This is a genomic window from Verticiella sediminum (assembly GCF_007558815.1).
GTDB classification, from domain to species: Bacteria; Pseudomonadota; Gammaproteobacteria; order Burkholderiales; family Burkholderiaceae_B; genus Verticiella; species Verticiella sediminum.
Map to the genome: position 1 here is coordinate 817,769 of NZ_VLTJ01000039.1, position 22,901 is coordinate 840,669.

The 22,901-nt window shown below is 68.5% G+C and carries 21 protein-coding genes and 1 pseudogene; 12 read left to right on the forward strand and 10 right to left on the reverse strand.

Annotation, left to right across the window (positions count from 1 at the left end; all coding sequences use genetic code 11):
- Positions 1 to 4 precede the first annotated feature (4 nt).
- Genes FOZ76_RS23345 through FOZ76_RS23365 form a run of 5 tightly spaced genes read right to left on the reverse strand, consistent with a single transcriptional unit; the run spans position 5 to position 4,935 of the window.
- Positions 5 to 1,156, reverse strand: coding sequence for an ABC transporter ATP-binding protein (locus tag FOZ76_RS23345; RefSeq protein WP_143950638.1), 1,152 nt, complete (start codon positions 1,154 to 1,156; stop codon positions 5 to 7).
- Entirely contained in the window at positions 1,147 to 2,205 is a 1,059-nt protein-coding gene (locus tag FOZ76_RS23350) for an ABC transporter ATP-binding protein (RefSeq protein WP_143950639.1), read from the reverse strand. Before FOZ76_RS23350 ends, FOZ76_RS23345 begins: the two co-directional genes overlap by 10 nt.
- Complete coding sequence (locus FOZ76_RS23355) at positions 2,202 to 3,110, reverse strand: ABC transporter permease (protein WP_246129722.1); 909 nt, start codon at positions 3,108 to 3,110, stop codon at positions 2,202 to 2,204. Before FOZ76_RS23355 ends, FOZ76_RS23350 begins: the two co-directional genes overlap by 4 nt.
- Positions 3,107 to 4,111, reverse strand: coding sequence for an ABC transporter permease (locus FOZ76_RS23360; protein WP_143950640.1), 1,005 nt, complete (start codon positions 4,109 to 4,111; stop codon positions 3,107 to 3,109). The genes FOZ76_RS23355 and FOZ76_RS23360 overlap by 4 nt, the downstream gene beginning before the upstream one ends.
- Positions 4,108 to 4,935, reverse strand: a complete 828-nt coding sequence (locus FOZ76_RS23365; protein WP_143950641.1) for an SDR family NAD(P)-dependent oxidoreductase — start codon at positions 4,933 to 4,935, stop codon at positions 4,108 to 4,110. The genes FOZ76_RS23360 and FOZ76_RS23365 overlap by 4 nt, the downstream gene beginning before the upstream one ends.
- Before the next feature lie 374 nt (positions 4,936 to 5,309).
- Here FOZ76_RS23365 and FOZ76_RS23370 point away from each other — a divergent pair, with 374 nt between their 5' ends.
- On the forward strand, positions 5,310 to 6,230 hold the full coding sequence (locus tag FOZ76_RS23370; protein ID WP_170235590.1) for a LysR substrate-binding domain-containing protein: 921 nt from the start codon (positions 5,310 to 5,312) through the stop codon (positions 6,228 to 6,230).
- A gap of 66 nt (positions 6,231 to 6,296) precedes the next feature.
- Here the strand turns inward: FOZ76_RS23370 and FOZ76_RS23375 are convergent, their stop codons facing one another.
- Both FOZ76_RS23375 and FOZ76_RS23380 read right to left on the reverse strand, forming a co-directional pair.
- A complete protein-coding gene (locus FOZ76_RS23375) occupies positions 6,297 to 7,430 on the reverse strand; it encodes a porin (protein WP_170235591.1) in 1,134 nt (377 codons plus the stop codon).
- 260 nt (positions 7,431 to 7,690) lie between these two features.
- Positions 7,691 to 8,686, reverse strand: a complete 996-nt coding sequence (locus FOZ76_RS23380) for a ketopantoate reductase family protein (RefSeq protein WP_143950644.1) — start codon at positions 8,684 to 8,686, stop codon at positions 7,691 to 7,693.
- Positions 8,687 to 9,151: 465 nt separating this feature from the next.
- Here FOZ76_RS23380 and FOZ76_RS23385 point away from each other — a divergent pair, with 465 nt between their 5' ends.
- The 6 genes from FOZ76_RS23385 to FOZ76_RS23410 all read left to right on the forward strand — a co-directional run bounded on the left by FOZ76_RS23385 (position 9,152) and on the right by FOZ76_RS23410 (position 15,204).
- A complete protein-coding gene (locus FOZ76_RS23385) occupies positions 9,152 to 10,069 on the forward strand; it encodes a TauD/TfdA dioxygenase family protein (RefSeq protein WP_170235592.1) in 918 nt (305 codons plus the stop codon).
- Positions 10,070 to 10,079: 10 nt separating this feature from the next.
- Complete coding sequence (locus FOZ76_RS23390; protein ID WP_170235593.1) at positions 10,080 to 11,093, forward strand: ABC transporter substrate-binding protein; 1,014 nt, start codon at positions 10,080 to 10,082, stop codon at positions 11,091 to 11,093.
- A gap of 221 nt (positions 11,094 to 11,314) precedes the next feature.
- Positions 11,315 to 12,145, forward strand: a complete 831-nt coding sequence (locus FOZ76_RS23395) for an ABC transporter permease (protein ID WP_143950647.1) — start codon at positions 11,315 to 11,317, stop codon at positions 12,143 to 12,145.
- Positions 12,135 to 12,929 (forward strand): ABC transporter ATP-binding protein, encoded by a 795-nt coding sequence (locus FOZ76_RS23400; protein WP_170235594.1) that lies wholly within the window; start codon positions 12,135 to 12,137, stop codon positions 12,927 to 12,929. Before FOZ76_RS23395 ends, FOZ76_RS23400 begins: the two co-directional genes overlap by 11 nt.
- The gene (locus tag FOZ76_RS23405; RefSeq protein ID WP_143950649.1) at positions 12,929 to 14,371 is read left to right on the forward strand and encodes an MFS transporter; all 1,443 of its coding nucleotides are present in this window, start codon (positions 12,929 to 12,931) and stop codon (positions 14,369 to 14,371) included. The genes FOZ76_RS23400 and FOZ76_RS23405 overlap by 1 nt, the downstream gene beginning before the upstream one ends.
- Positions 14,372 to 14,385: 14 nt before the next feature.
- The gene (locus FOZ76_RS23410) at positions 14,386 to 15,204 is read left to right on the forward strand and encodes a sulfurtransferase (protein ID WP_143950650.1); all 819 of its coding nucleotides are present in this window, start codon (positions 14,386 to 14,388) and stop codon (positions 15,202 to 15,204) included.
- Between the two features lie 73 nt (positions 15,205 to 15,277).
- On the opposite strand, the gene FOZ76_RS23415 is transcribed toward FOZ76_RS23410, so the two are convergent.
- Both FOZ76_RS23415 and FOZ76_RS23420 read right to left on the reverse strand, forming a co-directional pair.
- Positions 15,278 to 15,949, reverse strand: a complete 672-nt coding sequence (locus FOZ76_RS23415; protein ID WP_143950651.1) for a phosphoribosyltransferase — start codon at positions 15,947 to 15,949, stop codon at positions 15,278 to 15,280.
- A 321-nt stretch (positions 15,950 to 16,270) separates the two neighbouring features.
- On the reverse strand, positions 16,271 to 17,626 hold the full coding sequence (locus tag FOZ76_RS23420) for an erythromycin esterase family protein (protein ID WP_143950652.1): 1,356 nt from the start codon (positions 17,624 to 17,626) through the stop codon (positions 16,271 to 16,273).
- A 185-nt stretch (positions 17,627 to 17,811) separates the two neighbouring features.
- Between FOZ76_RS23420 and FOZ76_RS23425 the strand changes: the two genes are divergently transcribed.
- From FOZ76_RS23425 to FOZ76_RS23440, 4 genes are all read left to right on the forward strand, one after another.
- Positions 17,812 to 18,009, forward strand: coding sequence for a hypothetical protein (locus FOZ76_RS23425; RefSeq protein ID WP_143950653.1), 198 nt, complete (start codon positions 17,812 to 17,814; stop codon positions 18,007 to 18,009).
- A gap of 18 nt (positions 18,010 to 18,027) precedes the next feature.
- The gene (locus FOZ76_RS23430) at positions 18,028 to 18,783 is read left to right on the forward strand and encodes a DUF72 domain-containing protein (protein ID WP_143950654.1); all 756 of its coding nucleotides are present in this window, start codon (positions 18,028 to 18,030) and stop codon (positions 18,781 to 18,783) included.
- Between the two features lie 190 nt (positions 18,784 to 18,973).
- Complete coding sequence (locus FOZ76_RS23435) at positions 18,974 to 19,681, forward strand: haloacid dehalogenase type II (protein WP_143950655.1); 708 nt, start codon at positions 18,974 to 18,976, stop codon at positions 19,679 to 19,681.
- Between the two features lie 86 nt (positions 19,682 to 19,767).
- Positions 19,768 to 20,829: a zinc-binding metallopeptidase family protein gene (locus FOZ76_RS23440; RefSeq protein ID WP_143950656.1), complete on the forward strand. Its 1,062-nt coding sequence runs from the start codon at positions 19,768 to 19,770 to the stop codon at positions 20,827 to 20,829.
- A 71-nt stretch (positions 20,830 to 20,900) separates the two neighbouring features.
- Here the strand turns inward: FOZ76_RS23440 and FOZ76_RS23445 are convergent, their stop codons facing one another.
- A complete protein-coding gene (locus FOZ76_RS23445; protein ID WP_170235595.1) occupies positions 20,901 to 22,301 on the reverse strand; it encodes an iron-containing redox enzyme family protein in 1,401 nt (466 codons plus the stop codon).
- Between the two features lie 120 nt (positions 22,302 to 22,421).
- On the opposite strand from FOZ76_RS23445, the pseudogene FOZ76_RS27635 reads away from it, so the two are divergent.
- Positions 22,422 to 22,901, forward strand: a pseudogene (locus FOZ76_RS27635) (SAM-dependent methyltransferase); the annotation flags it as partial.

Consider the following 22,901-nt stretch of genomic DNA (forward strand, 5'->3'; position numbering starts at 1 on the left):
GGGCTCAGGTAGCGGTGGTTGCGTAGGCGCCGGCGGCGCGGGCCGGTCGCGGCTCGGCTTCGTGTGCGGCGGCCGGCCGCACGAAGTGCACGATCTGGCTGGCGTGACCGGCGGCCTCGCCATGCAGGTGACAGGCGGCGTGGTGGCCCGGGCCGATCTCGCGCAGCGCGGGTGCCTGTTCTCTGCAGACCGGGAGCGCGTGCGGGCAGCGGGTGTGAAAGCTGCACCCGGCCGGCGGCTGGAACGGGTTGGGCAGGTCGCCGTGGATCGCGCCGGCGTTGCGCTCATGGCGCGGGTCCATGACCGGGATCGCGTCGATCAGCGCCTGCGTATAGGGATGGGCCGGGCTGCGCCAGATGCGCTCGCGCGGCGCCAGTTCGACGATGCGGCCGAGGTACATCACCGCGACCCGGTCGGCCAGGTGTTGCACCACGCCCAGGTCATGGCTGATGAACAGATAGGCCATGCCATAGCGCTGCTGGAGGTCCGACAGCAGATTCAGGATCTGGGCCTGCAGCGACACGTCCAGGGCCGAGACCGGCTCGTCGCAGACGATCAGCGCCGGATTGAGCGCGAGGGCCCGGGCGATGGCGATGCGCTGGCGCTGGCCGCCCGAGAATTCGTGCGGCTGCCGGTCCGCCAGCTCCGGACGCAGGCCGACCTGCAGCATCAGCTCGCGCACCCGCTCGGCCCGCTGCGCCGGTGTGCCCAGCCGGTGCAGGTCCAGCGGCGTGCGCAGCGAGCGGCCGATGCGCTGGCGCGGGTCGAGCGAGCCGCCCGGATCCTGGAACACCATCTGGAAGCGGCGGCGGTGGGGACGCAGTCCGGCGGGGCCGAGGTGGGTGATGTCCACGCCGTCCAGCCGTATCGTGCCGGCGGCGGGCTCGATCAGGCGCATCACTGCCTTGCCGAGCGAGGACTTGCCGCAGCCGGATTCGCCGACCAGCCCCAGCGTCTGCCCGGCCTGGAGCGACAACGACACGCCGTCGACGGCATGCAGCAGGCCACGCCGGGTACGGTAGCGCACGTGCAGCCCGTCGACGTCGAGCAGCGCGGCGCGGGACGGGGGCTGCCGATGCCGTCCGGCGTCCGCGGGGTGGGGGATCGGCGTCGGCCGGTGCAGCACCGTGCCGGGTTGCAGCGGGTTCACTGGCATACCCTCCCGTCGCCGCGCGATATTCTGTCTGCAGGAGGGTGCGCACTCCCTTCGGGCGGCCAGGCCGCGTCGATCTCGTGGCAGGCCGCGCGCGCCTGCGCGGGAAAGTCGCGCAGCGGCGGCGGCACCGTACGGCAGTGCGCGGCGGCGATGTCGCAGCGCGCCACGAAGGCGCAGCCCGGCAGCGGTGTGCCTGGCGTCGGCACGATGCCGGGGATCTCCTGCAGGCGCGGCGGGCGCTGCGTGCCGCCCGGAGCGAATTGCGGCCGCGCCCGCATGAGCCGGCGGGTATACGGATGCAGCGGACGGTCGAACAGCCCCTGCACCGGCTGCTGTTCGATCTGGCGGCCGGCGTACATGACCAGGACGCGGTCGGCGCTCTCGGCCACCACGCCGAGGTCGTGGGTGATGAGGATCAGCGCCATGCCGAGTTCCTGTTGCAGCTGCCTGAGCAGGGTGAGTATCTGCGCCTGGATCGTCACGTCCAGCGCGGTGGTGGGTTCGTCGGCGATGAGCAGCGAAGGCCGGCAGGCCAGCGCGATCGCGATCGCCACGCGCTGGCGCATGCCGCCGGAAAGCCGGTGCGGATAGTCGTCCAGCCGCTGTCCCGCCTGGGGAATGCGGACCCGCTCCAGCAGTTCTTCGGCGCGCGCACGCGCGGTGCGGGCGTCGATGCGTTCGTGTGCGCGGATCGCTTCGGTGATCTGCTCGCCTACGGTCATGACCGGGTTGAGCGCGGCCATCGGGTCCTGAAAGACGATGGCCAGCCGGTTGCCGCGCAGCGCGCGCATGCGCCGTTCGGGCAGCTCGACCAGTTCCTGGCCCTCGAAGCGCACGCTGCCCTGCATGCGCGCAGTGCGCGGCAGCAAACGGGTGAGCGCGAGCGCGGTGATGGACTTGCCGCAGCCCGATTCGCCGACGATGGCCAGCGTCTCGCCGGCGCCGACGGTAAAGGAAAGGTCCTCGACCACGGTGGTCTGGCCGCCGTCGCGGGTCGGAAAGCCGATGCGCAGGCGGCCGACTTCCAGGAGGGGCGTCGCGGTGTTCATCGGTTGCGGGCCTTGGGGTTGAGCACATCGTTCAGGCCGTTGCCGAGCAGGGTGAAGGCCATGACTGTGAGGAAGATCGCCAGGCCGGGCTCGGCCGTCATGTACCAGGCGGTGCGCAGCACCTGGCGGCCCGCGCCGACCATGCTGCCCCAGGACATGCTGTCGTTGTCGCCCAGGCCCAGGAAGGACAGGGCGGCCTCGGCCAGGATGACCGAGGCGATGAGTTCCGAGGCCGCGACCATCACGGGCGCAAGGCTGTTGGGCAGGATGTGTCCACAGATGATGCGGCCATGGCCCATGCCCATGGTCACCGCCGCGCTGACATAGTCGTATTGCTTGGCGCGCATCGCCTCGGCGCGCACCAGCCGCGCGATCTGCGGCCAGGAGGTCAGGCCCAGGGCGAGCGCGATGCTGGCCTGCGACGGCCCCAGGATGATGACCAGGGCGATCGTGAAAAGCAGCGTCGGCATGGTCAGGAAGATTTCGGTGAAGCGCATCAGCGTGTCGTCCAGTGCGCCGCCGAAATAGCCGCACACGACGCCCACCGCGATGCCCACCACCAGGGCCAGCGCCGTGGCGCAAAAGCCGATGGCCAGGGACTGGCGCGCACCGTGCATCAAGGCCGCGGCCATGTCGCGGCCCAGCATGTCGGTGCCCAGCGGGAAGGCGAGGTTGGTGCCGGGCCACTGCGTGGGCGTGCCGACCATGTCGCGCGGATCGCCCGGGTAGAGCGCGCCGGCGCCCAGCGCGGCGGCGATGGCGAGGATGACCAGCACGCCGCCGGCCACGGCGGAGGGCGAGCGCAGCAGACGCGACCAGAGCCCGGGAGCGGCGCCGGCGGCCGGCACGGCATCGGCCTCGTGCATCGCGGCCGGCGCTTGAGATGAAGGCTGGACCAGATTCACGCCGTCACCTCGATGCGCGGGTCGAGCACGGCGTAGAGCAGGTCGACGACGAGGTTCATGACGATCACGAGCAGCGAGCTGCACAGGAAGATCGCGAGAAAGACATTGAGATCGCGCGCGGCGACGGCGTCGTAGGCCATGCGCCCTATGCCCGGCCAGCCGAAGACGGTCTCGATCACCACCGTGCCGCTGAACAGGCTGCCCAGTTGCAGGCCGGTGATGGTGACGATGGGCAGCAGGGCGTTGCGAAGGACGTGGCGCACCAGCACCCGCCATTCCGACAGGCCCTTGGCGCGTGCGGTGCGCACGAAATCGAGGTCGAAGATCTCCAGCATGGCCGAGCGGGTCAGGCGCACGTACAGCGCGAGGTAATAGCAGCCGAGCGAGAAGGCAGGCAGCACCAGGTGCGCGGCGACGTCCTTGACGTATGCCCAGGCCGAGGCGTGCTGCAGGCCGACCGTGGTCAGGCCGGCCACCGGAAACCAGCGCAGCTTGACGCCGAATGTCACGATGAGCATCAACCCCACCCAGAAGAGCGGGGTGGCGAAGCCGATGCTGGAGAAGACCGTGATGCCGGTATCGAGGGGGGTGCCGCGGTACTTGGCGCTGAGCGCGCCGAGCACCACGCCGACCGTTACCGCGAACAGGATGGCGGTGAGCGAGAGCAGCAGGGTCGCGGGCAACGCGCTCCAGATGAGTTCGGCCACCGGCATGTTGTCGCGAAACGAATAGCCGAGGTCCAGGCGCGAGATGTTGCCGAGGAAGATCAGGAATTGCCGGTGCATGGGCACGTCCAGCCCGTACAGCTCGCGCATTTCCTGCATGTATTCGGCGGTGGCGCCGCCCGACTCGCCGGCCATCACGTCCACCATGTCGCCCGGCGCGGCCTTGAGCAGCAGAAAGGAGAACAGCACGATGAGCAGAGCCGTCGGCAGGACCTGCACGAAGCGCTTGAACAGATAACGGCGCGTCGAGCGCGCGCGCTGCGCACCCCCGCTCATAGCGCGGCCTTCTGCCCGCCGTCCACCGGCACCAGGGCGCCGACCATGTAGCTTGCCCTGGAGCTGGCCAGGAAGGCCACGACGTCGGCGATTTCGCCGGGCTGGCCGTAGCGGCGCAGCGGCGCGGCGGCCTCGCCGCGGCGGCGGGCTTCGTCGACGTCCACGCCCTGGATGCGCGCCTCGTGCTCCAGCGTCTGAGCCGTGCGATCGGTCACGGTCACGCCCGGGTTGACGGCGTTGATGCGGATGCCGAATCGTGCGTAGTAGCGGGCCAGGCCGACAGTGCTCAGGAGCAGGGCGGCGTTGGCGGCGCTTCCCGAAATATGGCTCTCGCTGGGGAACTTGCCGCCCATGCCGACGATGTTCACGACGGCGCCGATCTGGGTCTCGGGTGGGCAAGCGCCATCCTGGCCCCGTTCGCGCGCCCGGGTCAGCATGCGCCGCAGGACGGCCTCCTGGACATTGATGTAGGGGAAGAACTTGCGTCCCAGCGCTTCGCGCCAGGCGGTGGCGTCGAGTTCCTCGGCCGGCCTGCGGCGCGCCGCCCCCGCGCTGTTGACGAGGATGTCCAGCGGGCCGAGGGCCTGTTCCGCCTGCGCCACCGCATGCTCGGCGGCCGCTTCGTCGGCGAGGTCGGCAACGATGCCGACGGTGTCGAAACCGTCGGCTGCGAGCCTGCGCCGGGCGTCGGCGACGTTGACTGGATCTCGCGAGACGATGGCCACGCGGGCGCCTTCGCGCAGCAGGGTGTGCGCACAGGCGAATCCCAGGCCTTTGCTGCCGCCGGTGACGAGAGCGTTCTTGTGCTGCAATCCGAGGTTCATGAGCTCATGGCCGTGAAGCTGGCGCGGTGCGCGGAGCGACTCCGGCCAAGTTTCCGTAAGGTAGGCACAAAATTGAGAATCGGGAGCCGCAACTTTCGGGCATTCTTCGGCCGAAGGGAATGAATTTGTTCTTGTATGAATATGCGATTTCGCCAATATTCAAATGCAATACATGCATATACATTGGATATGCTCAGCCCGATGGCATGGGCCGTAATAAGATTATTGGCAGTTCCGGACTGTCGGCCGGGTAGGGTCCGCAATAGAATGGCGCTTTGCAGCATGTCCCTGCACCGGCGAGCAGCATGGCGGCGGCCCGCCATGCAGGCCGTGGCGCCGGGCCGTCCCAGTGCACGGGCATCCTGGAGGCCGCCATGGAACTTCGCCATCTTCGCTATTTCGTCGCCGTCGCCGAGGAGCAGCACGTCACGCGCGCGGCCCGGCGGCTGGGCATGCAGCAGCCGCCGCTCACCATGCAGATCCAGCTCCTGGAGCAGGAGCTGGGCGTGCAGTTGTTCACCCGCAGCCCGCGGCGCATCGAGTTGAACGATGCCGGGCGCGTCTTTCTGGACGATGCGCGCAAGCTGCTCGCCGCGGCCGACGCCGCCGTGCAGCGGGTGCGCCGGCACGACCAAGCCGCGCACGCGGTGCTGCGCATCGGGCTCACCACCTCCTCGGCGATTCACGGCCGCACGCGTTCGCTGCTGAACGGATTCCGCACGGAGCGTCCGCACGCATCCCTGCACCTGGAGGAAGGCGCCGCGATCGACCTGCTCAATTCGCTGCAGCGGGGCACTCTGGACATCGCCTTCATCCGCGCAGGAACGCCGGCCGTCGAGTCGGTCGACGGGCAATGGCTGGCCGAGGACGAACTCGTCGTCGCCGTCCCCATCTCGCATCCCTATGCCCAGGCCAGCCAGCTCGGCCTGGCCGACCTGAAGAGCGAAAGCATCATCCTCTATCGCCAGGAGCGCTGCGCAGGCATCGGTGACATGCTGCTCGCTAGCTGCGCCAGGGCGGGCTTTCAGCCTCGTATCGCGGGCGAGACCAGGCGGCTGATGTCGGCCGTGAACATGGCCGCCGCCGGGGTGGGCATGACCATCGTGCCAAAGTCGATGGAGGCGCTGCGCATGGAGGGCATCGTCTACCGGCCGATGCAGGCGGGTTCGGCGATGACAGCGCCCGTGAACATGGTGTTCCGGCGCAACGACACCTCCGACGTTCTGCACGAATTCCTGTCCATGGGGCGAGGCCTGGCGGCCGCGGGGAGCGTCGCGCGGCAGGCGCCCGGCTGACTCGCGCCGCGCTGCGCGGCAGGGGAGAATCATGCGGCGGGCGCGGTGGCGCCCGCCGACCGCCCGTCAGAAGAGGTGGCGCAGGCCCACGGCGAAGTGGGTGGCATTCCAGTCGTCCGCGGCAACGCCCGTGCCGGCGTTGTCGAACCAGGCGCCGTCCAGGTAGGACACGTACGCATACGCGTTGGTGCGCTTGCTGAACGGATAGGTGTAGCCGACGCTGTACACCTTCTGGTTCTCGGCCTGCTGTCCGGAGCGCACCACGCTGTCGTTCGGATCGGAAAGCTGGAAGCTCGCCAGCAGGGTGCCTGTGCCGACAGGCACCGCCACGCCCAGGGTGTAGCCGTTGACTTTGCCGCCCTTGAACAGGGCGGTCTGTCCCGTGTTGCCCGACGCCACCCCGTTGATGTATGCGTCCTTGTGCTGGGCGAAGCCGCCGTGCAGGGTGAACACGCCCAGCTCGACGCTGCCGCCGATACCGTATTCGCGCGGCGAGACATCGGCATGGCTGCCGCCGGAGCTCGTCTCGCGGCCCAGCGAGGCGCCCTGGTAGTAGCCGATCAACTGCCACTTCGCGGCTTTGTAGTGTGCGGCTGCGCTGAACACCCGATCGCTGCGGCTGGAGGGGGCTACGCCGCCGCCGTCGCTGTTCTGGGCCAGGTTGGCGTTGAACGAGTAGCTCAGCGTGGCCTGCAGCCCGGACATCGTCGGCGATACGTATTTGACCGTGCTGTCCGCGCGCGGTGTGGTGTTGCTGTTGATCGACTGGCCCCCGCTTGCAAGCTGGAACGAGGTGCCGAACGGGCTGAACGCGCCGGTGTAGTCGGTGGCCGCCAGCGTCTGGCGGCCCAGCCGCAGCTCGCCCCAGCCGCCGGACAGGCCGGCCCATGCGAGACGCCCGAACAGGCGGCCGTTCTGCGAGGCCGTGCCTCGGGTGATGTCGAAGCCGTTCTCCAGCGTGAAGTTGGCCTGCAGTCCGTTGCCGAGATCCTCGCTGCCGCGCAGGCCCCAGCGGGAGGCGGCCTGGCCGCCGCTCGTCAGGCCCGAGGTGGAATCCTGGCCCTTGAATTTCTGGTATTGGTAGCCGACGTCGACGAGCCCGTAGAGCGTGACGGAACCGGCGGCGTGAGCGGGCGCAGCGAAGGCCGCGGTGATGAGGGCGGTGGTGCCGGCCAGCTTGAGTGTGGTTGCCTGGTTCACTTGTATATATAGGAAGGTTCATGAAAGGGGTTTCATGATGCTTCCGCATGTGAAAGTAATCCAACAACGATTTGTTGGTACTTTATTCCAGGCAGAGATGGGGTCGTGAGGAACAAGGGCGAAAGCCCGGGGGGCGAGGCTGTCGTCGCAGCCTCGGCCGGGGCGCCGCTGCGGCGGCGGGCCGCGTCAGCGGATGCCGGCTTGCTGGACCCCCTGGGTCCGATGCGCGCGTTCGCGCGAGAGCAGGGCGGCGGGGGCGTTCATGCTGCCTGCCCCGGGGCGGGATACAGGCCGGTGGCCCGCGCGCGGCGGATCAGCAGAGGCAGCAGGAGGTCCAGAACGGGTGTGGGCACCGCCAGCGTGCGGGCGATATCGCGTACTACCGCGAGCTGGCCATCGATTTCCATCGGCCGGCCTGCTTCCAGGTCCTGCAGCATGGACGAACGGTGCCGGATCCTCGCCGAGCGGGCGAGCCAGGCTTCGACATCCAGAGCGACCTGCTCACCCAGCGCGGCGGCGACCCGGCTGCCTTCCTCGGAAAGGCGGGCGAAGATCGCACGCAGTTCCGCATCCTCGGCCACGTCGGCGCCGGTCGAGAGCGTCAGGCAGGCCAGCGGCGACAGCGACATGTTGAGCAGCAGCTTGCGCCAGATCTCATGGCGAATGCGATCCGAGGTGCGCACGCCGGGCACGCCGCGGCCCAGGGCCTCGGCGACCGCGGCCAGGCGGGCGGAGACGCCGCCCGCAGGCTCGCCCAGCGTGAAGACATTGTCCGCCGTGCCGTTGCGCACGACCCCCGGTTCGACCACTTCGTTGGGGGACTGCACCACGCAGCCGATCGCGCGCTGCGGACCGAGGACATCCCACAGCCGGCCGTCGGGGTCGAGCCGGGGCAGGCGGCGTTCGGCGTGTTCGCTGCCGTGCCGGTGGAAGTACCACCAGGGGATGCCGTTGGCTGCATACACGACCGGCGTATCCGGACCGAGCAGCGCGGCGATGCCGTCCACGGCGGCGGGCAGGGCGTGCGCCTTGACCGAGGTGACGACCAGGTCCTGCGGACCGAGTTCGCGCGCGTCGGCCGCCGCCCGCACCGGTACCGTGAAATCTTCGTCGACTCCCACCAGACGCAGGCCGTGCGCCCGGATGGCTTCGAGATGCGGGCCGCGGGCGACCAGGCTGACCTGCGCGCCGGCGCGGGCCAGGCGCGCCGCCAGATGGCCACCTACCGCGCCGGCGCCGAAAACGGTGATTCTCATGATTTCGCCAGATTGAGTTTGCGCAGGATGGTCTCCTGCTGGTCGGCAGAGTTCCGCACGTAGCGGCCGAAGTCGTCCATGGTGTAGTACCGGGATGGATTATGGTGCATTCTCCCCGGCGACTACCGCTTTGTAAAATAGCCTGCGGTTCTCTCTTTTGATACCTGGCGAATATCAGCCGCATCGCGGCACACACTTCCCGCAGCCACCTGCCTGCTGCGCGAACGTACGTATCCACTGCCTGTCCGGATGCCGCGGAAGATTCGGGCGGGAGCCGCCGCGAGGCTTATCTGTGGTCCGTTGCAAGGCGCCAAACCCACGTCGCCGCCATATGCTAGTTGCGATTCTGTCTATTGCGGCCTTGCCGTCCGGCGATATGTAGATACAAATAAACAAATCATCAGAAGTTCGTTTCGATCGGCGGGCCAGAGGCGTAGGCTCACACTTTCGCCAACGAGTACTGCCATGAGCGCCAACCTTCAGCATCTGCACCGGCCCGCCGACACCGAGACGCATCAGCCGCGCGTGCTCGGTCCCGAGTCGTTCCGGTACGAGCCCGAGTTCTTCCAGGACATCCGGATCACGCCGTATTCGCCAGCGGTGGGCGGCATCGTGGAGGGGTTCGCCATCCCGGCGAGCGGTGAAGTGCCGGAAGTCGTGCAGCGGCATCTATACCGGTCGCTGCTGAAGTACGGCTTTCTGTCGTTCGCGCCGGGGTCGATTGCGCCGGGCGGCTTCGAGCGCTTTGCGCATCTGTTCGGCTCGCCCCGCTTCGCCGGCAATCCGCAGGCCCCGCGCGCGGGGGGCGAGACCAACGCGATCGACTCGGCCCGCAAGAAGACGCGCACCAACTACATCTGGCACATCGACCAGGCGTACCGTGAGCGGCCGCAGAAATTCACCGCGCTGTATGCGCACAAGGCGCCGGGCTTCGGCGGCGGCACCGTGTTCTCGAATGCGACGGCGGCCTACCGGCTGATCGACCCGAAGTTCGCCGATTACCTCGATACCCTGACCATCATCCACAACGGTGACCAGATGGGCCTGTTGTCGATGTCGTATCCCGACCCGGAACGGCTGATCGAAGCGCGCCTGCAGGCACCGCCGTTGGAGGTGCCCCTGGTGCGGGTCCATCCGGAGACCGGCGACAAGCAGCTTTTCGCCTGCGAGCTATACGCCCAGCGCGTGCTCGGCGTGCCCCGCCTCGTGAGCGATAGCCTGCTCAACATTGTGTTCGAGTTCCTGCGCTCGCCCGAGGTCTGCACCGAGTACCGCTGGCAGGAGGGCGCGGCCCTGATCTGGGACAACCGTATCGTGCAGCACCGCGGCGTCTTCAACTATGGCGGGCAGCACCGGCTGCTGCAACGCGCCGTCATCGACTGAGTTTTCCACCATGAACCCGTTTCGCAAGCGCCTTCATCGACTGGTGGCCGCTCTGACGTTCTCCCTCGCTGCCGCCGGCGCCCACGCGCAGGCCGAGCTGCCCCGGCTGCCGGTCACGGTGTTCGGCGCGCCGTCGCAAAGCGTGTGGATCCCCTCGCTGATCCAGCACCTCGGGCTGGACCGCAAGCACGGCTTCGAGCTCGTGGTGACGCAGAAGCCGTCGAAGGTGGCCTACACCGACTTCGCCACCGGCAACGATCCGGTGTGCTACTGCGCTGCCATCGCCGCCGTCGCGCGCTTCAAGCAGCAGGGGGCCGACATTACCCTGCTCTGGAACATTTTCAACTTCGAGACCGACGTCGTCGTGCGCGATCCCGCGCTGAAGAGCCTCGAGCAACTGCGCGGCAAGACGCTGCAGACCGACACCATCACCGGGAGCTGGGCGCTGTCGCGGTGGTTTCTGCAGGCGCGCGGCCTGGACGAGAGCACGCTCACCATCCAGTCCACCAGCGCGCGCGGCGCGGGTGCTCTCGCCGAGCTGCAGCTCGGACGCGTTGACGCCCTGTTGGTCAACCCGACCGAGAGCGCCGCGGCCGTCGCGCAGGGGCGCGGCGAACTGCACGCGATCCCGGTGTTCGACCAGACGGTCTGGCAGCAGGTGTCGGGCACCGACTTCGTGCCGTCGATCACGCTGGGCGTGGCGAGCTCGTGGATCGAGGATCCGGCCAACCAGGATCTCGCCCGCCGCTTCTACGCCGCGAACCGCGAGGCGGCCGCCTTCATCCGCGAGCAGCCGGCCGAGGCAGCCAGGCTGGTCGCGCAGGACTCGCGGCTGGACCCCGAGTCCATGGAGAGCGTGCTGCGCCGCTACCGCGACCTCATCCGCATCGAGCCGCTGCGGCGCCATCTCGACACCGTGGCCCTGCTCACGCAGAAGCTGCTGCCCGAGGGCGGTCAGCTTCCGCGTCCGCTGACCGACGCCGAGCTCGATACCTTCGTGTCGACCTTCGATCCTGAAATGTGACCCCCCCTGCGCGCTGACGCGCGCCCCCTCAAGGAAACGCCGGGCCGTCCCAAGTTTCCTTGCCCCCTCGGGGGGCGGGCCGGGCGCAGCCCGACCCTGGGGGCGCTTCAGTAGGCGGTGCTGGCGGACCGGCAAAGCCGGATCCGCGGCACCCTGGATGGGGCAGCGTGCTTTCATGCGCCGTGCAAGGCGCAGCGCCATGGACAACTGAGAAGTCAATCATGAACGTACTGACGCAAACGGCCGCCGGCCTGCGCACTGCACGTCGGCGGACCGCGAGCCGGCCCCGACAGTGGCCGTGGGAGGGCTTTCTGGCGGTCGCCATCCTCGTGATCGCCTGGGAATGGGCGTCGCGTCATTCGACGCCGATGTTTTTTCCCTCGTTCGCGCAGATCGCCGACACCGGCGCGGCGCTGCTGTCATCGGCCGACGGCTGGTCGTCGATCGCCACCACCTACGGCCGCATCTGGGTCTACCTCCTGGGCTCGTTCCTGCTGTCGTCGCTGCTCGGGCTGGCAGCGGCCTGGAACCAGCACGTCGAGCGCTTCCTCGTGCCGCTGGTCGAGCTCAAGCAGGGTATTCCGTCGGTGTGCTGGGTGCTGTTCGCCATCATCTGGTTCAAGGAGGCCGAGACGCGGATCGCCTTCGTGGTGATCACCTCGGCGCTGCCGGCCTTCTTCTACCAGGCCCGCGACGCGCTGCGCAGCATCCCGCGCGACTGGGTCGACCTCGTGCAGTCGCTGCGCCCGACGCCCTGGCAGAAGGCCCGCATCCTGTGGTGGCCCGCGGTACTGCCCTCGCTACTCACGGTGTGGCGCATCAACGTCGGCAACGCCACCCGCGTGACCATCATGGCCGAGCTGCTGGGCGGGATCACCGGCATCGGCCACGAGCTGCGCGTCTCGCAGGAGCTCTTCCGCATGGACCAGACCATCGTCTGGACCGCGATGCTCGTGCTTTTCGTGATCGCCAGCAACCAGGTGCTGAGCCTGGTCGAAAGGCGCTATCTTGCCTACCGGCATTCCGATGGAGTCCGCAACGATGCCGCATGATGTCGCCATTGCCTTCGATCACGTCGCCAAGCGCTTCTCGCGCACCGGCGGCCCGGCCGCGATCTCCGACCTGGACTTTCGGGTGCGCACCGGCGAGCACGTGTGCGTGGTGGGTCGCACCGGCTGCGGCAAGTCCACCAGCGTGAACCTCATCCTCGGGCTGACGCCGGCGAGCGCCGGCCGGGTCGACGTACTGGGCGTGGATCCCTACCGCGACTTCAAGCGTCTGCGCGGGCGCATTGGCTGCGTCTTCCAGAGCGACCGCCTGCTGCCCTGGCGCACCGCGCTCGACAACGTGCTGATGCCGCTCGAGGTGCTGCACGCGCGCAACGCCCGCACCGAGAGCGAGGCGGCCGACCTGCTCGCCAAGGTCGGGCTGGCCGGCTACGAGCACGCCCACCCCCACGAGTTGTCGGGGGGCATGCGACAGCGCGTGGCGATCGCCCGCGCTCTCATCACCCGGCCCGACGTGCTGATCGCCGATGAGGCTTTCGGCCACCTCGACGAAGTCACCGCCGCTGCGCTGCGCGCCGACTTCCAGCGCATCGCCAAGGCGCAGGGCCAGACGGTCTACCAGATCACGCACTCGCTCGATGAGGCCTTGCTGCTGGCCGACCGCATCCTGGTGTTCGACCGTCCCGGGCGGGTGGCGGGTGAGTTCGCACGGGCGCAGTGGGAGGCCGGCGGTGCCCGCCAGCCGGTGCGCGAGACGCTGCGCTCGCTGATCGCGGGCGGCGAGGCGCCGTCCTTGCAGGCGGTGGCCGGCGACCGGCAGGTGGCGTGATGTCAGCCACCGCCGGTGCCGCGCGAACGGCCACGCCAGCCCTGTCGCCCGCCACTCGCCGGGTGGCATGGATCGTCTCGGCCATCTTCTTCATCGAGCAGCTCGACGCGACCATCATCGCGCCCGCGCTGCCGGCCATGGGCGCGGACCTCGGCACGGACGCCATCACGCTCAGCGCGGCGATCACCGCCTATCTGCTCGGGCTCACCGTGCTGATCCCGATGAGCGGGCGTCTGGCCGAGCGTTTCGGCGACAAGGCGGTCTTCACCGCCGCCATCGGCGCCTTCCTGGTGAGCTCGGCCGCCTGCGGGTTCGCGCAGGATGCCGGCGTGCTGATCGGGCTGCGCTTCGTACAGGGGCTCGCGGGCGCGCTGATGGCGCCGGTGGGACGGCTCATCGTGCTGCGGGCGGCGGCCACCCACGAGCTGGTCGAGGCCATGGCGCTCGTCATCCTGCTCGCGATGATCGCGCCCATGGTCGGTCCCTTCCTGGGCGGGCTGCTCACCACCTACCTCGGCTGGCGCTGGATCTTCTGGATCAATATTCCTCTGTGCCTGGGCGCGCTGTACCTGGTGCGCCGCTTCCTGCCTTCCACCGCGGGCAGCCGGGACGTACGTTTCGACGTCGCGGGCGCCACGCTCACCGGCCTGGGCTTCGCTGGCCTGGTGTACGGTCTGGTGGTGCTGGGCGAGCGCCATGGCGGCGACGGCGGCTTGAGCACGGCGTGGTTCGCGCTCGCCGCGGGGCTCGTCCTGCTGGCCGCCTACGGTTGGTATGCGCGCCGCGTGGCCGCACCGGTGCTGGCCCTGGGACTGCTGCGCGTGAGGAGTTTTCGCGACGCGATGGCCGGCGGCTCGGTGTTCCGCATCGCCGTCGGCGGCGTGCCCTTCCTGCTGCCGCTCACCCTGCAGCAGGGCTACGGCTACAGCCCGCTCGCCGCAGGTCTGGTGGTGCTGGTGCCGGCGATTGGCGGCTTCTCCATGAAGTTCTTCAGCACCCGCCTGCTGCGCCGCCTGGGCTACCGCACCGGGTTGCTGCTGCACGGCGTGTTCGCCGCCGCCTGTCTGGCGCTGGCCGGCGCCTTGAGCCCGCGCGACGCACTCATCGTCTACGTCCTGGCCCTGTTCGGCTTCGGTTGGGCGCGCTCGCTGCAGATGAACGCCTACGGCACGCTCGCCTACGCCGACGTCGAGAAGCCGCGCCTGGCATCGGCCACGAGCTTCTTTCTGTCCATCCAGAACCTCACCGTGGCGCTCGGTGTGGCGCTGGCCGCCGTGCTGCTGCGCGTGCTGGAACAGGTGCCTGGCGTGGACGTTCTGCACAGCCATCTCTGGACCTATCTGCTGCTGAGCGCCGCCGCGCTTGCCAGCGCCCTGATGTGTCTTGCCATGCCGGCGGCGGCAGGCGCCCACCTGCTGGCCGGCAACAAGACCCGATCCTGAACCCGAGAAATGCCATGACAACACCCAACGCTCCCATCTCGCCCTTCGTTTCCGCGACCGAGCTCGCCGCCCGCCTGATCGGGCCCGACGCGCCCGCGCTGCTCTTCGTCGCCGCCGAGCCCGGCGCGGCCGAAGGTTTGATCCCCGGCTCCGTGCCGACCGATCTCCCGACCCACTATGCGGGCGCTGGGGGCGGCGCGCGCGGTCGGCTGCCGCTGCCCGAGCGCGGCGCAGTGCACGCCTGGCTGACGCAGGCCGGCATCGTCGAGGACGCGCCGATCGTCGTCTATGACGCCGGCACGGGCACGAGCGCGGCGCGCGCGTGGTGGGTGCTGAGCTGGGCCGGCAGGCGCGGGGTTCGCATCCTCGACGGTGGGCTCAAGGCCTGGCAGGACCGCGGGGCACACGCCGACGCGCTGTCGGCGGCGGCCACGACCGATGCGAGCGCGCCGCGACTGGCGGAGATCGGCACCGAGCAGATCGCGCGCGACCCGTCGGCCTACCGTCTCGTCGACGCGCGCGGCAAGGCGGCGTTCGAGGGCAGCGGCGAGGCGCCGTCCCACCTGCCCGGCGCAGTCAACAGCCCGGCCGCGCAATGGCAGGACGCCGAGGGCCGGCTGCTTCCCCTCGATGAGCGCCGCGCCCGCGCCGAAGCCCTGGGCCTGCTCGCCGACGGACGGCCGGTGGTGGCCTATTGCGGCTCGGGCGTGGCCGCTGCGTATCTGATCGCCGCGGTGCAGGACCTCGGCGTCGAGGCGTCGCTGTACGCGGGCTCGTGGAGTGCGTGGTCGGCCGCTAAGTCCGACACCACCGTGCAATCCGCCAGTGCGTAGTGTCGCTGCTCGCTGAACCTGGTGGATACCGGCCAGGGCCTTCTCAAGGGCGGGGCTGGGGCCTGGGCCTTGGTCAATAGCTGTCCGGTCCGCCTCCCGCTTGCGCTTCGTCGAGCAGTTCCCGGACTTCATCGTCGCTGGTCTGGGAGAAATCCGCATACCAAAGCCCGACCGCCCGAAACGGTTCGGGCGTCGTTGTACAGATGACTTCGTCGGCTTCGGCGCGCAGTCGGGCGCAGACATCGGCGGCCGCCGTGGGCACGGCTACCGCGATATGGGCGGGACGCAGGGTGCGCAGGGCCCTGACCGCGGCCAGCATGGTCGAGCCGGTGGCCATGCCGTCGTCGACGAGGATGACGGTGCGGCCTGCCGCCGCCAGCGGCGGCCGTACGCCCCGATAGGCCTGCTCGCGTCGGTGGAGTTCCTTGCTTTCGGCGCTGACGGTCGAGTCGATCTGGGCCTTGGTGACCTCCATGCCCTGAACGACTTCGTCGTTCAGCAGGCGAATGCCCCCACTGGCGATCGCCCCCATCGCGTATTCCGCATGGCCTGGAACACCGAGCTTGCGTACCACCAGCACGTCCAGGGGCGCGCGCAGCGCCCTCGCCACCTCGAAGCCCACCGGTACGCCACCCCGGGGCAGTGCCAGGACCAGCACATCCCGACGGTCTGCGTAGCTCTGCAGTGCCTGCGCAAGGAGCCGGCCGGCATGCCGGCGGTCGCGAAAGAGGGGAGGGGTAAGCATGGTAGGCACCTCGGAATGCGGGCTGCTGTCCGGTCAGGCAGGGGCGGACGCGGCTTTTGCCCAAGCATTGCAATTCTTGCTGCACGACCGTGCGGACCCTGCGCCGCGCCGGCCCCCTCGTGATGCTCGAGTCATTGCCTGCCCGTCGGAAGAGAAATCCCGGCGGCGGGGATTGCCGCCTCTCTCTCCGGGATTGCAAAACCCGTACCGGCCGGGGTGGGGGCTGCGGTTCGGTTTGAGAGCGTCCGTTGGAGGTGAGAGCCGTGCTGTCGACCGCGGCGAGCGCCGCCCCGTCTGCCGCCGGATGCATCGGCATCCGCCCTAGAGGCCGAAGGGCCACGTCTGCGCCGCTTCCTGCGAGCCGGCGGCAGTGTCCAGCGGGGTGAGGGCGCGGGTTTCGTCGAACCACACGAAGGCGTCGAACTGCTCGGACAGCGCGGCCTCGGCATAATGGCTGTACAACTCGGTTTCCGGACGGTAGATCACGCCGATGTAGCGTTCCAGGCGCGGTTCGCGCAGCGCCGCGAGTAGCCGGCGGTCGGCGCGTTCGCCGAGATCGAGCAGAAAGGGGCTGGCGCCGGCCTGATGGAACTGGTATTCGTAGCTGTCCTCGCGCGAGGGCCGCACGGCCTTGACGTGCATCGGCCCGTCCCAGTCAGAGGCGGCGGCGACGGTGCCCGTGTGGGTGCCGAAGCCTATCAGTGCGGCGGCCTCACCGAACCGTTCGCGGCACAACTGTCCGAGGTTCAGTTCGCCGCGGACCTTTCCCATGTCGGTGGCGGCGGCATTGCCGATGTGCGAGTTGTGCGCCCAGACGACGGCGCGCGCCTCGGGCCCGTGGCTGTCCAGCAGGTGCCACAGCGTCTCGAACATATGGGTATCGCGCAGATTCCAGCTTTGCGCCGCGCCGCGGTACAGGGAGCGATAGTAGCGCTCGGCCGAGGCGACCAGCCGCGCGTTCTGGGTCGCGTCGAACAGCCCGTCGGTGTGCGCCGCGCCGTCGTCCAGCCGCCGGCGCAGCAGGTCGCGCAGTTGGGCGATCACCGCGTCTTCGCAGCCGGCAAAGCCCGGGCTGTGCGCCAGCCTGCCATAGACTGCCGGATCCTGCCGCCATGGGCTGAGGCACCCGTACCGTTCGCGGGCAACCCGGGCCGCGGCCGGGTCTTCGCGATCCAGGTAGTCGAGCACGGCGGCGATCGAGGCCGACAGGCTGTACAGATCGAGCCCGTGGAAGGCCACCCGTTGCGCCGCGTCCAGCGGCGCGTTGTGTGCACGCAGCCAGGCGACGAAGTCGGCGAACTCGCGATTGCGCCACATCCAGGTCGGGAACCGGGCGAACGGCGCGAGGCCCCCGGTGGACGGTTGCAGGCGCACGTGGCGATCGATCGTAGCGGCGTCCGGCCAGTCGGCTTCCACCGCGACGAACCTGAAACCGTGCGTCTGGACCAGGCGCCGGGTGATCGCCGCCCGGGCCAGATAGAACTCGGCGGTACCGTGGCTGGCTTCGCCCAGGAGCACCACCCGTCGGTCGGCGTAGCGATCGAATGCCTGGCCGAAGTCGGGCGCATCGGCCGGTGGCAGCGGCTCGGCCGCCGCGCGGATCATCTCGGCCAGCGCGGCGGGCTGCGCGGGCGCTGCAGTGCCGAGGCGGGCAGGCGGGTGTTGCCCTGGTGCCATGAGTTCCTCCCATCGTGGTTGGCCGACTGGCGCGGTGTTGCCACGCGGCGGCTGCGCATCCGGCGTTCCCGCGGTGCCGCCAGCCGCGCTGCCGATCCTGTCGTCCCCGACGGGTTGCGGCGGGGCATCAATCCGAGCAGCGGGGAATGTGGCTTGCTGTATAGGGTGCTTCACAGGAGAACGCCATGGCACAGCAAGGAAGCAACCCGATATCGCGCCACGTCGACGACCGACTGAAGGATGACAACAAGGCCCTGCCGGCCGCCGACTTGCCGCGGGAGGACACCGACACGCCGGCGGCTGGCGGCCAGAACGACTTGGAGGCGGAACGGCAGGACGAACCTGCACGCGATCCTCAAAAAAGCGGAAACCGCCAACGCTAGCGCATCGAGCCTGGCACTATGAACCAGCCGAGCCGCCTCGCCACGGCGCAACCCGCCATGCTCGTCGGATGTGCCGGCTGGTCGCTCTCCTCGAAGGTGGCGAGTTCGTTTCCGACCGAGGGCACCCATTTGCAGCGATACGCGCAGGTGTTTTCATGCGTGGAAATCAACTCGTCGTTCTATCGTTCGCACCAGCCCAAGACCTATGCCCGCTGGGCCGAGAGCGTGCCCGACACATTCCGCTTCAGTGTGAAGATGCCGCGCACGGTCACGCATCAACTGCGCTTGCAGCAATGCGAGGTGCCTGTGCGCGCTTTTTTCGAGGAGGTGGCCCGGTTGGAAAGCAAGCTCGGTTGCGTTCTGGTCCAGCTTCCGCCGAGTCTGGCGCTCGACGTAGAAGACGCCACGGGTTTTTTCTCGTTGCTGCGCGACTGCACGCAGGTGCCGATCGCGTGCGAACCACGCCATGCCAGTTGGTTCACGCCGCTAGGGAATTCCGTGTTGAGCGAGGCAGGTATCGCCTGCGTACAGGCGCATCCTGCGCCGGTTGCCGACGTCGAAGTCACGTGCGACTCGGCGCTGCTCTACATCCGGCTGCACGGTGCGCCCGAGATGTATTACTCGGCTTACGACGACGCCTTCATCGAATCGGTCGCTGCGCAGATGCGTCTTGCGCACGAGCGGAATCGAAGCGTCTGGTGCATTTTCGACAACACGGCGCGGGGCGAAGCCGTACCCAATGCGCTGACGTTGATAAAGCAACTGACCTTCTGACGTCGAGGATCCGGCGGTCATGCTCGAGGCTCCCGCGGAGGGATGGCGGCTGCGGGCGTTCAGTCACTTGCTTGCCCCCGCGCCGCATCCATTGCGCCGCTTTCGTCCCGCGCGTTCCGTCGTGGGATACTCCTCCCTGGATACCGAATTCCTCGCCTTCACTGCGGCATCCAGCGTTTGAGGAGTACTCATGCAAGCCATTCTCTTCGATGTCTTCGGCACAGTGGTCGACTGGCGCTCGAGTCTGATCGCCCAATTCCAGGCCTTGTCGGCCGAGCTGGGTCGCGAACTGCCCGCCGAGACGCTGACCGACCAATGGCGCGGACACTACGCGCCGTCGATGGACCAGGTGCGCTCAGGCGCGTTGCCATGGACCGTGCTCGACGATCTGCATCGGGCGAGCCTGGTTGCACTGCTGGCGCAGCATGGCATCAGCCTGGACGATGCCATGGTCGATCGCATCACCCGGTTCTGGCACCGGCTGGAGCCCTGGCCCGATACGGTGGATGGTCTGCGCCGGTTGCAGGAGCGCTTCGTGATCGGCACATTGACCAATGGCAATCTGGCTTTGATGGTCGATGTGAAGCGTCATGCAGGTCTGCCATGGGATGTGTTGTTCTGCGCGGATCTGTTTCAGCATTACAAGCCGGACCCGCAGGTCTATCTCGGCGCCTGCCGGCTGCTGGGCCTGCCGCCTCAGAAGGTGATGCTGTGCGCGGCGCACAACTACGATCTGCATGCGGCAAGGGCGCTGGGTCTGCGCACCGCCTTCGTTCCGCGTCCGAAGGAGTATGGACCGGGCCAGCGCAAGGATCTGGCGGCCGAGGCGGATTGGGACGTGGTGGCGGATGATCTGGTCGATCTCGATCGCAAACTCCGCGACGCGGCTTCGGCCTGAATGCCCAGGCCGGCCGCCGGGCGCCCCGGCCCGGCGCACCGGCACGAGGTGTGCTCCGGGGTGCATCCCTGATGACGGATACCGCCATGCAACTCTTTCAATGCCAGGCCTGTGGTCAGCGGCTCTACTTCGAGAATGTGCGTTGCGAGCGCTGTGGGCGCGCGCTCGGCTATCTCACCGACGTGGGCGTGCTGAGCGCGCTCGAACCCGACGGGGCTGCATGGACGGCGTATGCGCGTCCCGCGGGGCGTTACCGATTCTGCCGCAACTGGGAGCAGATGGGCTGCAACTGGATGGTCGACGCCGCGCAGGAGCACACATACTGTGCAGCCTGTCGGCACAACCGCACGATTCCCGACATTTCGCTGGCGGAGAACCTGATCAACTGGCAAAAGATCGAGGTGGCCAAGCGCCGACTCATGTACGCCATCCTCCGGTTCGGACTGCCGCATCCCACCGCGGCGAGCGGCGATCCGGAACCGCTGGTGTTCGAGTTCCTGGCCGAGGTGCCGGGTGGCCCCAAGGTGATGACAGGGCACGACAACGGGGTGATCACGATAGCGCTCAAGGAAGCGGACGATGCCACGCGCGAGGCGGCGCGTGCATCGATGGGCGAGCTCTACCGCACGCTACTCGGCCACTTCCGGCACGAGGTGGGCCATTACTACTGGGACAAGCTGGTACGCGATGGCGGCCATCTGGAGAGCTATCGCGCACTGTTCGGCGACGAGCGCGCCGATTACGGCGAGGCGGTCCAGCGCCACTACCGCGATGGGCCGCCCGTGGACTGGCGCGAGCATTACGTAAGCTCCTACGCGACCATGCATCCCTGGGAGGACTGGGCGGAGACCTGGGCGCATTATCTGCACATCGTCGACACGCTGGAGATGGCGGGGGCCTTCGGCATCAGCATCACGCCGACAGTGGGCGACGATGCGGGCACACAGACCAGGATTTCCTTCGATGCCTACCACGCAGGCGACGTGCAGACGCTGCTGGACGCGTGGCTGCCGCTCACCTATGCGGTCAACAGCCTGAACCGGTCCATGGGGCAACCCGATCTCTACCCCTTCGTCATCCCGCCGCCGGTGGCAATCAAGCTGGGCTACGTGCATGAACTCGTGGCGCGCGCGCGGGGCCTCGGCTGAGAAGAGAGCAGGAAGCGAAAGCCGGACGAACGTTCGGCATACGAGTCGCACAGGCCGGCCGCTGCACCTGTCTAGACGAACGCCAGGCGACGCGCGAATTCCCGCGTCGCCCACAAGCCCACAGGTGTGTGGTGCAGGGCAGGCGCCATGTGCGCAATCAGGCTCTGCATGCACTGCTCGCCCGTGGTACGGGTGGCCAAATGAGCCTGCAGCCGGGCAACCTCGTCATCGGCCACCCACTCGCCGCCGCGACGCAGCGTCGCATCCATGGCGCGGGCGCGTGACGCGGGGGCCCGCCCAGGCGGATCGTCGCAGCGGACTCCCGACGCAGAACCGGCGCCGCCGTCGGCGTTCGGCCTGCTTTCGATCCACTCCCGGATCAGGGTTTGCTCATAGGGTGTGAAGACACCGAACATATCGGCGCCCGGTCCATCGATCAGGCGCCAGAAGCGCGAGGCCTCGGCGGGTTCGCCGCGCCGAATCCAACGGGCTTTTTGCAGCGCTGCCAGGAACGTCGTGATATCGGCTTCATTCTGCAGCCAGTCGTTCACGTGGCGCCCACCGATGCGGCAGTAGTCCGAATGCGCTCCGCGTCCGGCCTTGCTTTTGCGCTTCAGGATGCGCACGACCTCGCTCTCCAGCGAGAATCCGGCGATGATGTCCGTGGTACCCATGCCCAGCGCATTGAGACGATAGCCGTTGCGCACCCGCCGCCAATAGTCGCCGGCGTCGCCCAATGGCGCATTGTCGAGCACGGCTTCGATGGCTTTGCGCGCGTGTCCGGTGTCGCCATTGTCGACAGTGATGTGGACCGTGAAGTAATAGGGGTCGATGCCGAGCTCGCGCAGCTCGTAGCTCGTGATCAGCAGGTGCAGCGGCAGTTGCTCGTAGCCCAGGTTGAAACCGAGGATCTCCGGTGTGAATGTTGCGGCGTTGTTGGCCAGGGCGAGCTGTATGACGCCCTGCTCGTAATGCGCGTCGTCCTGGTCCTGCCAGTGCTCGCAGCCCTGTGTCGCCAACAGCCGCGCGTACATGGCGACATGGTTGGCCGCGGGATCGCCGTCGCCCAGTTCCTCCAGGTACGTGCGGATCAGGCCGTGATAGCGCCGGTCCGGCCAATGCATGAGCAAGCCATACAACCAGGCGCCGTCGACAGCCTTGGTCGGCGCGACGTTGCGCAGCGCATAGAGGGCATGGGCGCGGCCGGAGAAGTAGCGTCGGGGAGCGCCGGTGCGGCGTTCTTCGAGATAGCCGGCGTATCTTGCCAGCGCGTTGCGATGGTGGGCGAGCATCCACGCAGGCAGCGCCGCCAGGGTATCGGGCAATTCGCAGGGGAGGGCTTCGGCACGCGCCAGGGCCTCTCGCAGGTAACCGATGCCCGCCAGTCGCGCGCCGGCATGGCGGTGCGGCCGGTAGAGTTGTTCATACAGGTGGCGGGCCGGGGAATTGCTGAGTGTTTCCAGCGCGGCCATGTCGGCGAGGGTTTCGATCATACGGTTCCGAAGTCGTGGCGCCCCGCAACTACCAGGGCGGATGACCGGATAGCGCAAGCGCTGTGCCACCGTCTGCCTCTTCGAGATATGGGAATGTGCATGCCGTCCAACCACACCGAATCGATGAAGGACCTGCTCGAGACGGAGAGCGAATTGTTCGCCCTGGCCGTTGCGCTGGCGCAGGCAGGCCATCGCTACACCTGCCCCACGCCGCTCACGATCGAACGCGTGAACAGCCGCCCGGAGAACCGATGGGCGCGGGACGTAGCGGGTGTGTTCGGCTGGAGCCGGTCCTTTCGCGAGGGCGTCGTGCCGCACGCCGTGATGCGGGCCATGCAGGCGGCGGGCGTGCTGCTCGCCGACGCCGATGGCTGGCGCAGCCGGGTGCGGGCGTCGACGTTGGACGGCGCGCTCTACCTGCATTCGGCTTATCCGACCACGGCGCCGGACGCGGTTTTCTTCGGCCCGGATACGTATCGCTATGTGCGGGAGATCCGGTGGCTGCTGGCGCAGCGCACGCGGCCGGTCCGGCGGGCCGTGGACATCGGCTGCGGGGCAGGCCCGGGCGCCCTGACGATC

Bases quoted from the DNA above. Each gene is read 5' to 3' on its own strand.
- FOZ76_RS23370 (WP_170235590.1), top strand. From the start codon at position 5,310: ATGGAACTTCGCCATCTTCGCTATTTCGTCGCCGTCGCCGAGGAGCAG.
- FOZ76_RS23440 (WP_143950656.1), top strand. From the start codon at position 19,768: ATGCAACTCTTTCAATGCCAGGCCTGTGGTCAGCGGCTCTACTTCGAG.
- FOZ76_RS23360 (WP_143950640.1), bottom strand. From the start codon at position 4,111: ATGAGCGGGGGTGCGCAGCGCGCGCGCTCGACGCGCCGTTATCTGTTC.
- FOZ76_RS23435 (WP_143950655.1), top strand. From the start codon at position 18,974: ATGCAAGCCATTCTCTTCGATGTCTTCGGCACAGTGGTCGACTGGCGC.
- FOZ76_RS23390 (WP_170235593.1), top strand. From the start codon at position 10,080: ATGAACCCGTTTCGCAAGCGCCTTCATCGACTGGTGGCCGCTCTGACG.
- FOZ76_RS23410 (WP_143950650.1), top strand. From the start codon at position 14,386: ATGACAACACCCAACGCTCCCATCTCGCCCTTCGTTTCCGCGACCGAG.
- FOZ76_RS23445 (WP_170235595.1), bottom strand. From the start codon at position 22,301: ATGGCCGCGCTGGAAACACTCAGCAATTCCCCGGCCCGCCACCTGTAT.
- FOZ76_RS23350 (WP_143950639.1), bottom strand. From the start codon at position 2,205: ATGAACACCGCGACGCCCCTCCTGGAAGTCGGCCGCCTGCGCATCGGC.
- FOZ76_RS23395 (WP_143950647.1), top strand. From the start codon at position 11,315: ATGAACGTACTGACGCAAACGGCCGCCGGCCTGCGCACTGCACGTCGG.
- FOZ76_RS23415 (WP_143950651.1), bottom strand. From the start codon at position 15,949: ATGCTTACCCCTCCCCTCTTTCGCGACCGCCGGCATGCCGGCCGGCTC.
- FOZ76_RS23405 (WP_143950649.1), top strand. From the start codon at position 12,929: ATGTCAGCCACCGCCGGTGCCGCGCGAACGGCCACGCCAGCCCTGTCG.
- FOZ76_RS23380 (WP_143950644.1), bottom strand. From the start codon at position 8,686: ATGAGAATCACCGTTTTCGGCGCCGGCGCGGTAGGTGGCCATCTGGCG.
- FOZ76_RS23400 (WP_170235594.1), top strand. From the start codon at position 12,135: ATGCCGCATGATGTCGCCATTGCCTTCGATCACGTCGCCAAGCGCTTC.
- FOZ76_RS23365 (WP_143950641.1), bottom strand. From the start codon at position 4,935: ATGAACCTCGGATTGCAGCACAAGAACGCTCTCGTCACCGGCGGCAGC.
- FOZ76_RS23345 (WP_143950638.1), bottom strand. From the start codon at position 1,156: ATGCCAGTGAACCCGCTGCAACCCGGCACGGTGCTGCACCGGCCGACG.
- FOZ76_RS23430 (WP_143950654.1), top strand. From the start codon at position 18,028: ATGAACCAGCCGAGCCGCCTCGCCACGGCGCAACCCGCCATGCTCGTC.
- FOZ76_RS23420 (WP_143950652.1), bottom strand. From the start codon at position 17,626: ATGGCACCAGGGCAACACCCGCCTGCCCGCCTCGGCACTGCAGCGCCC.
- FOZ76_RS23425 (WP_143950653.1), top strand. From the start codon at position 17,812: ATGGCACAGCAAGGAAGCAACCCGATATCGCGCCACGTCGACGACCGA.
- FOZ76_RS23385 (WP_170235592.1), top strand. From the start codon at position 9,152: ATGAGCGCCAACCTTCAGCATCTGCACCGGCCCGCCGACACCGAGACG.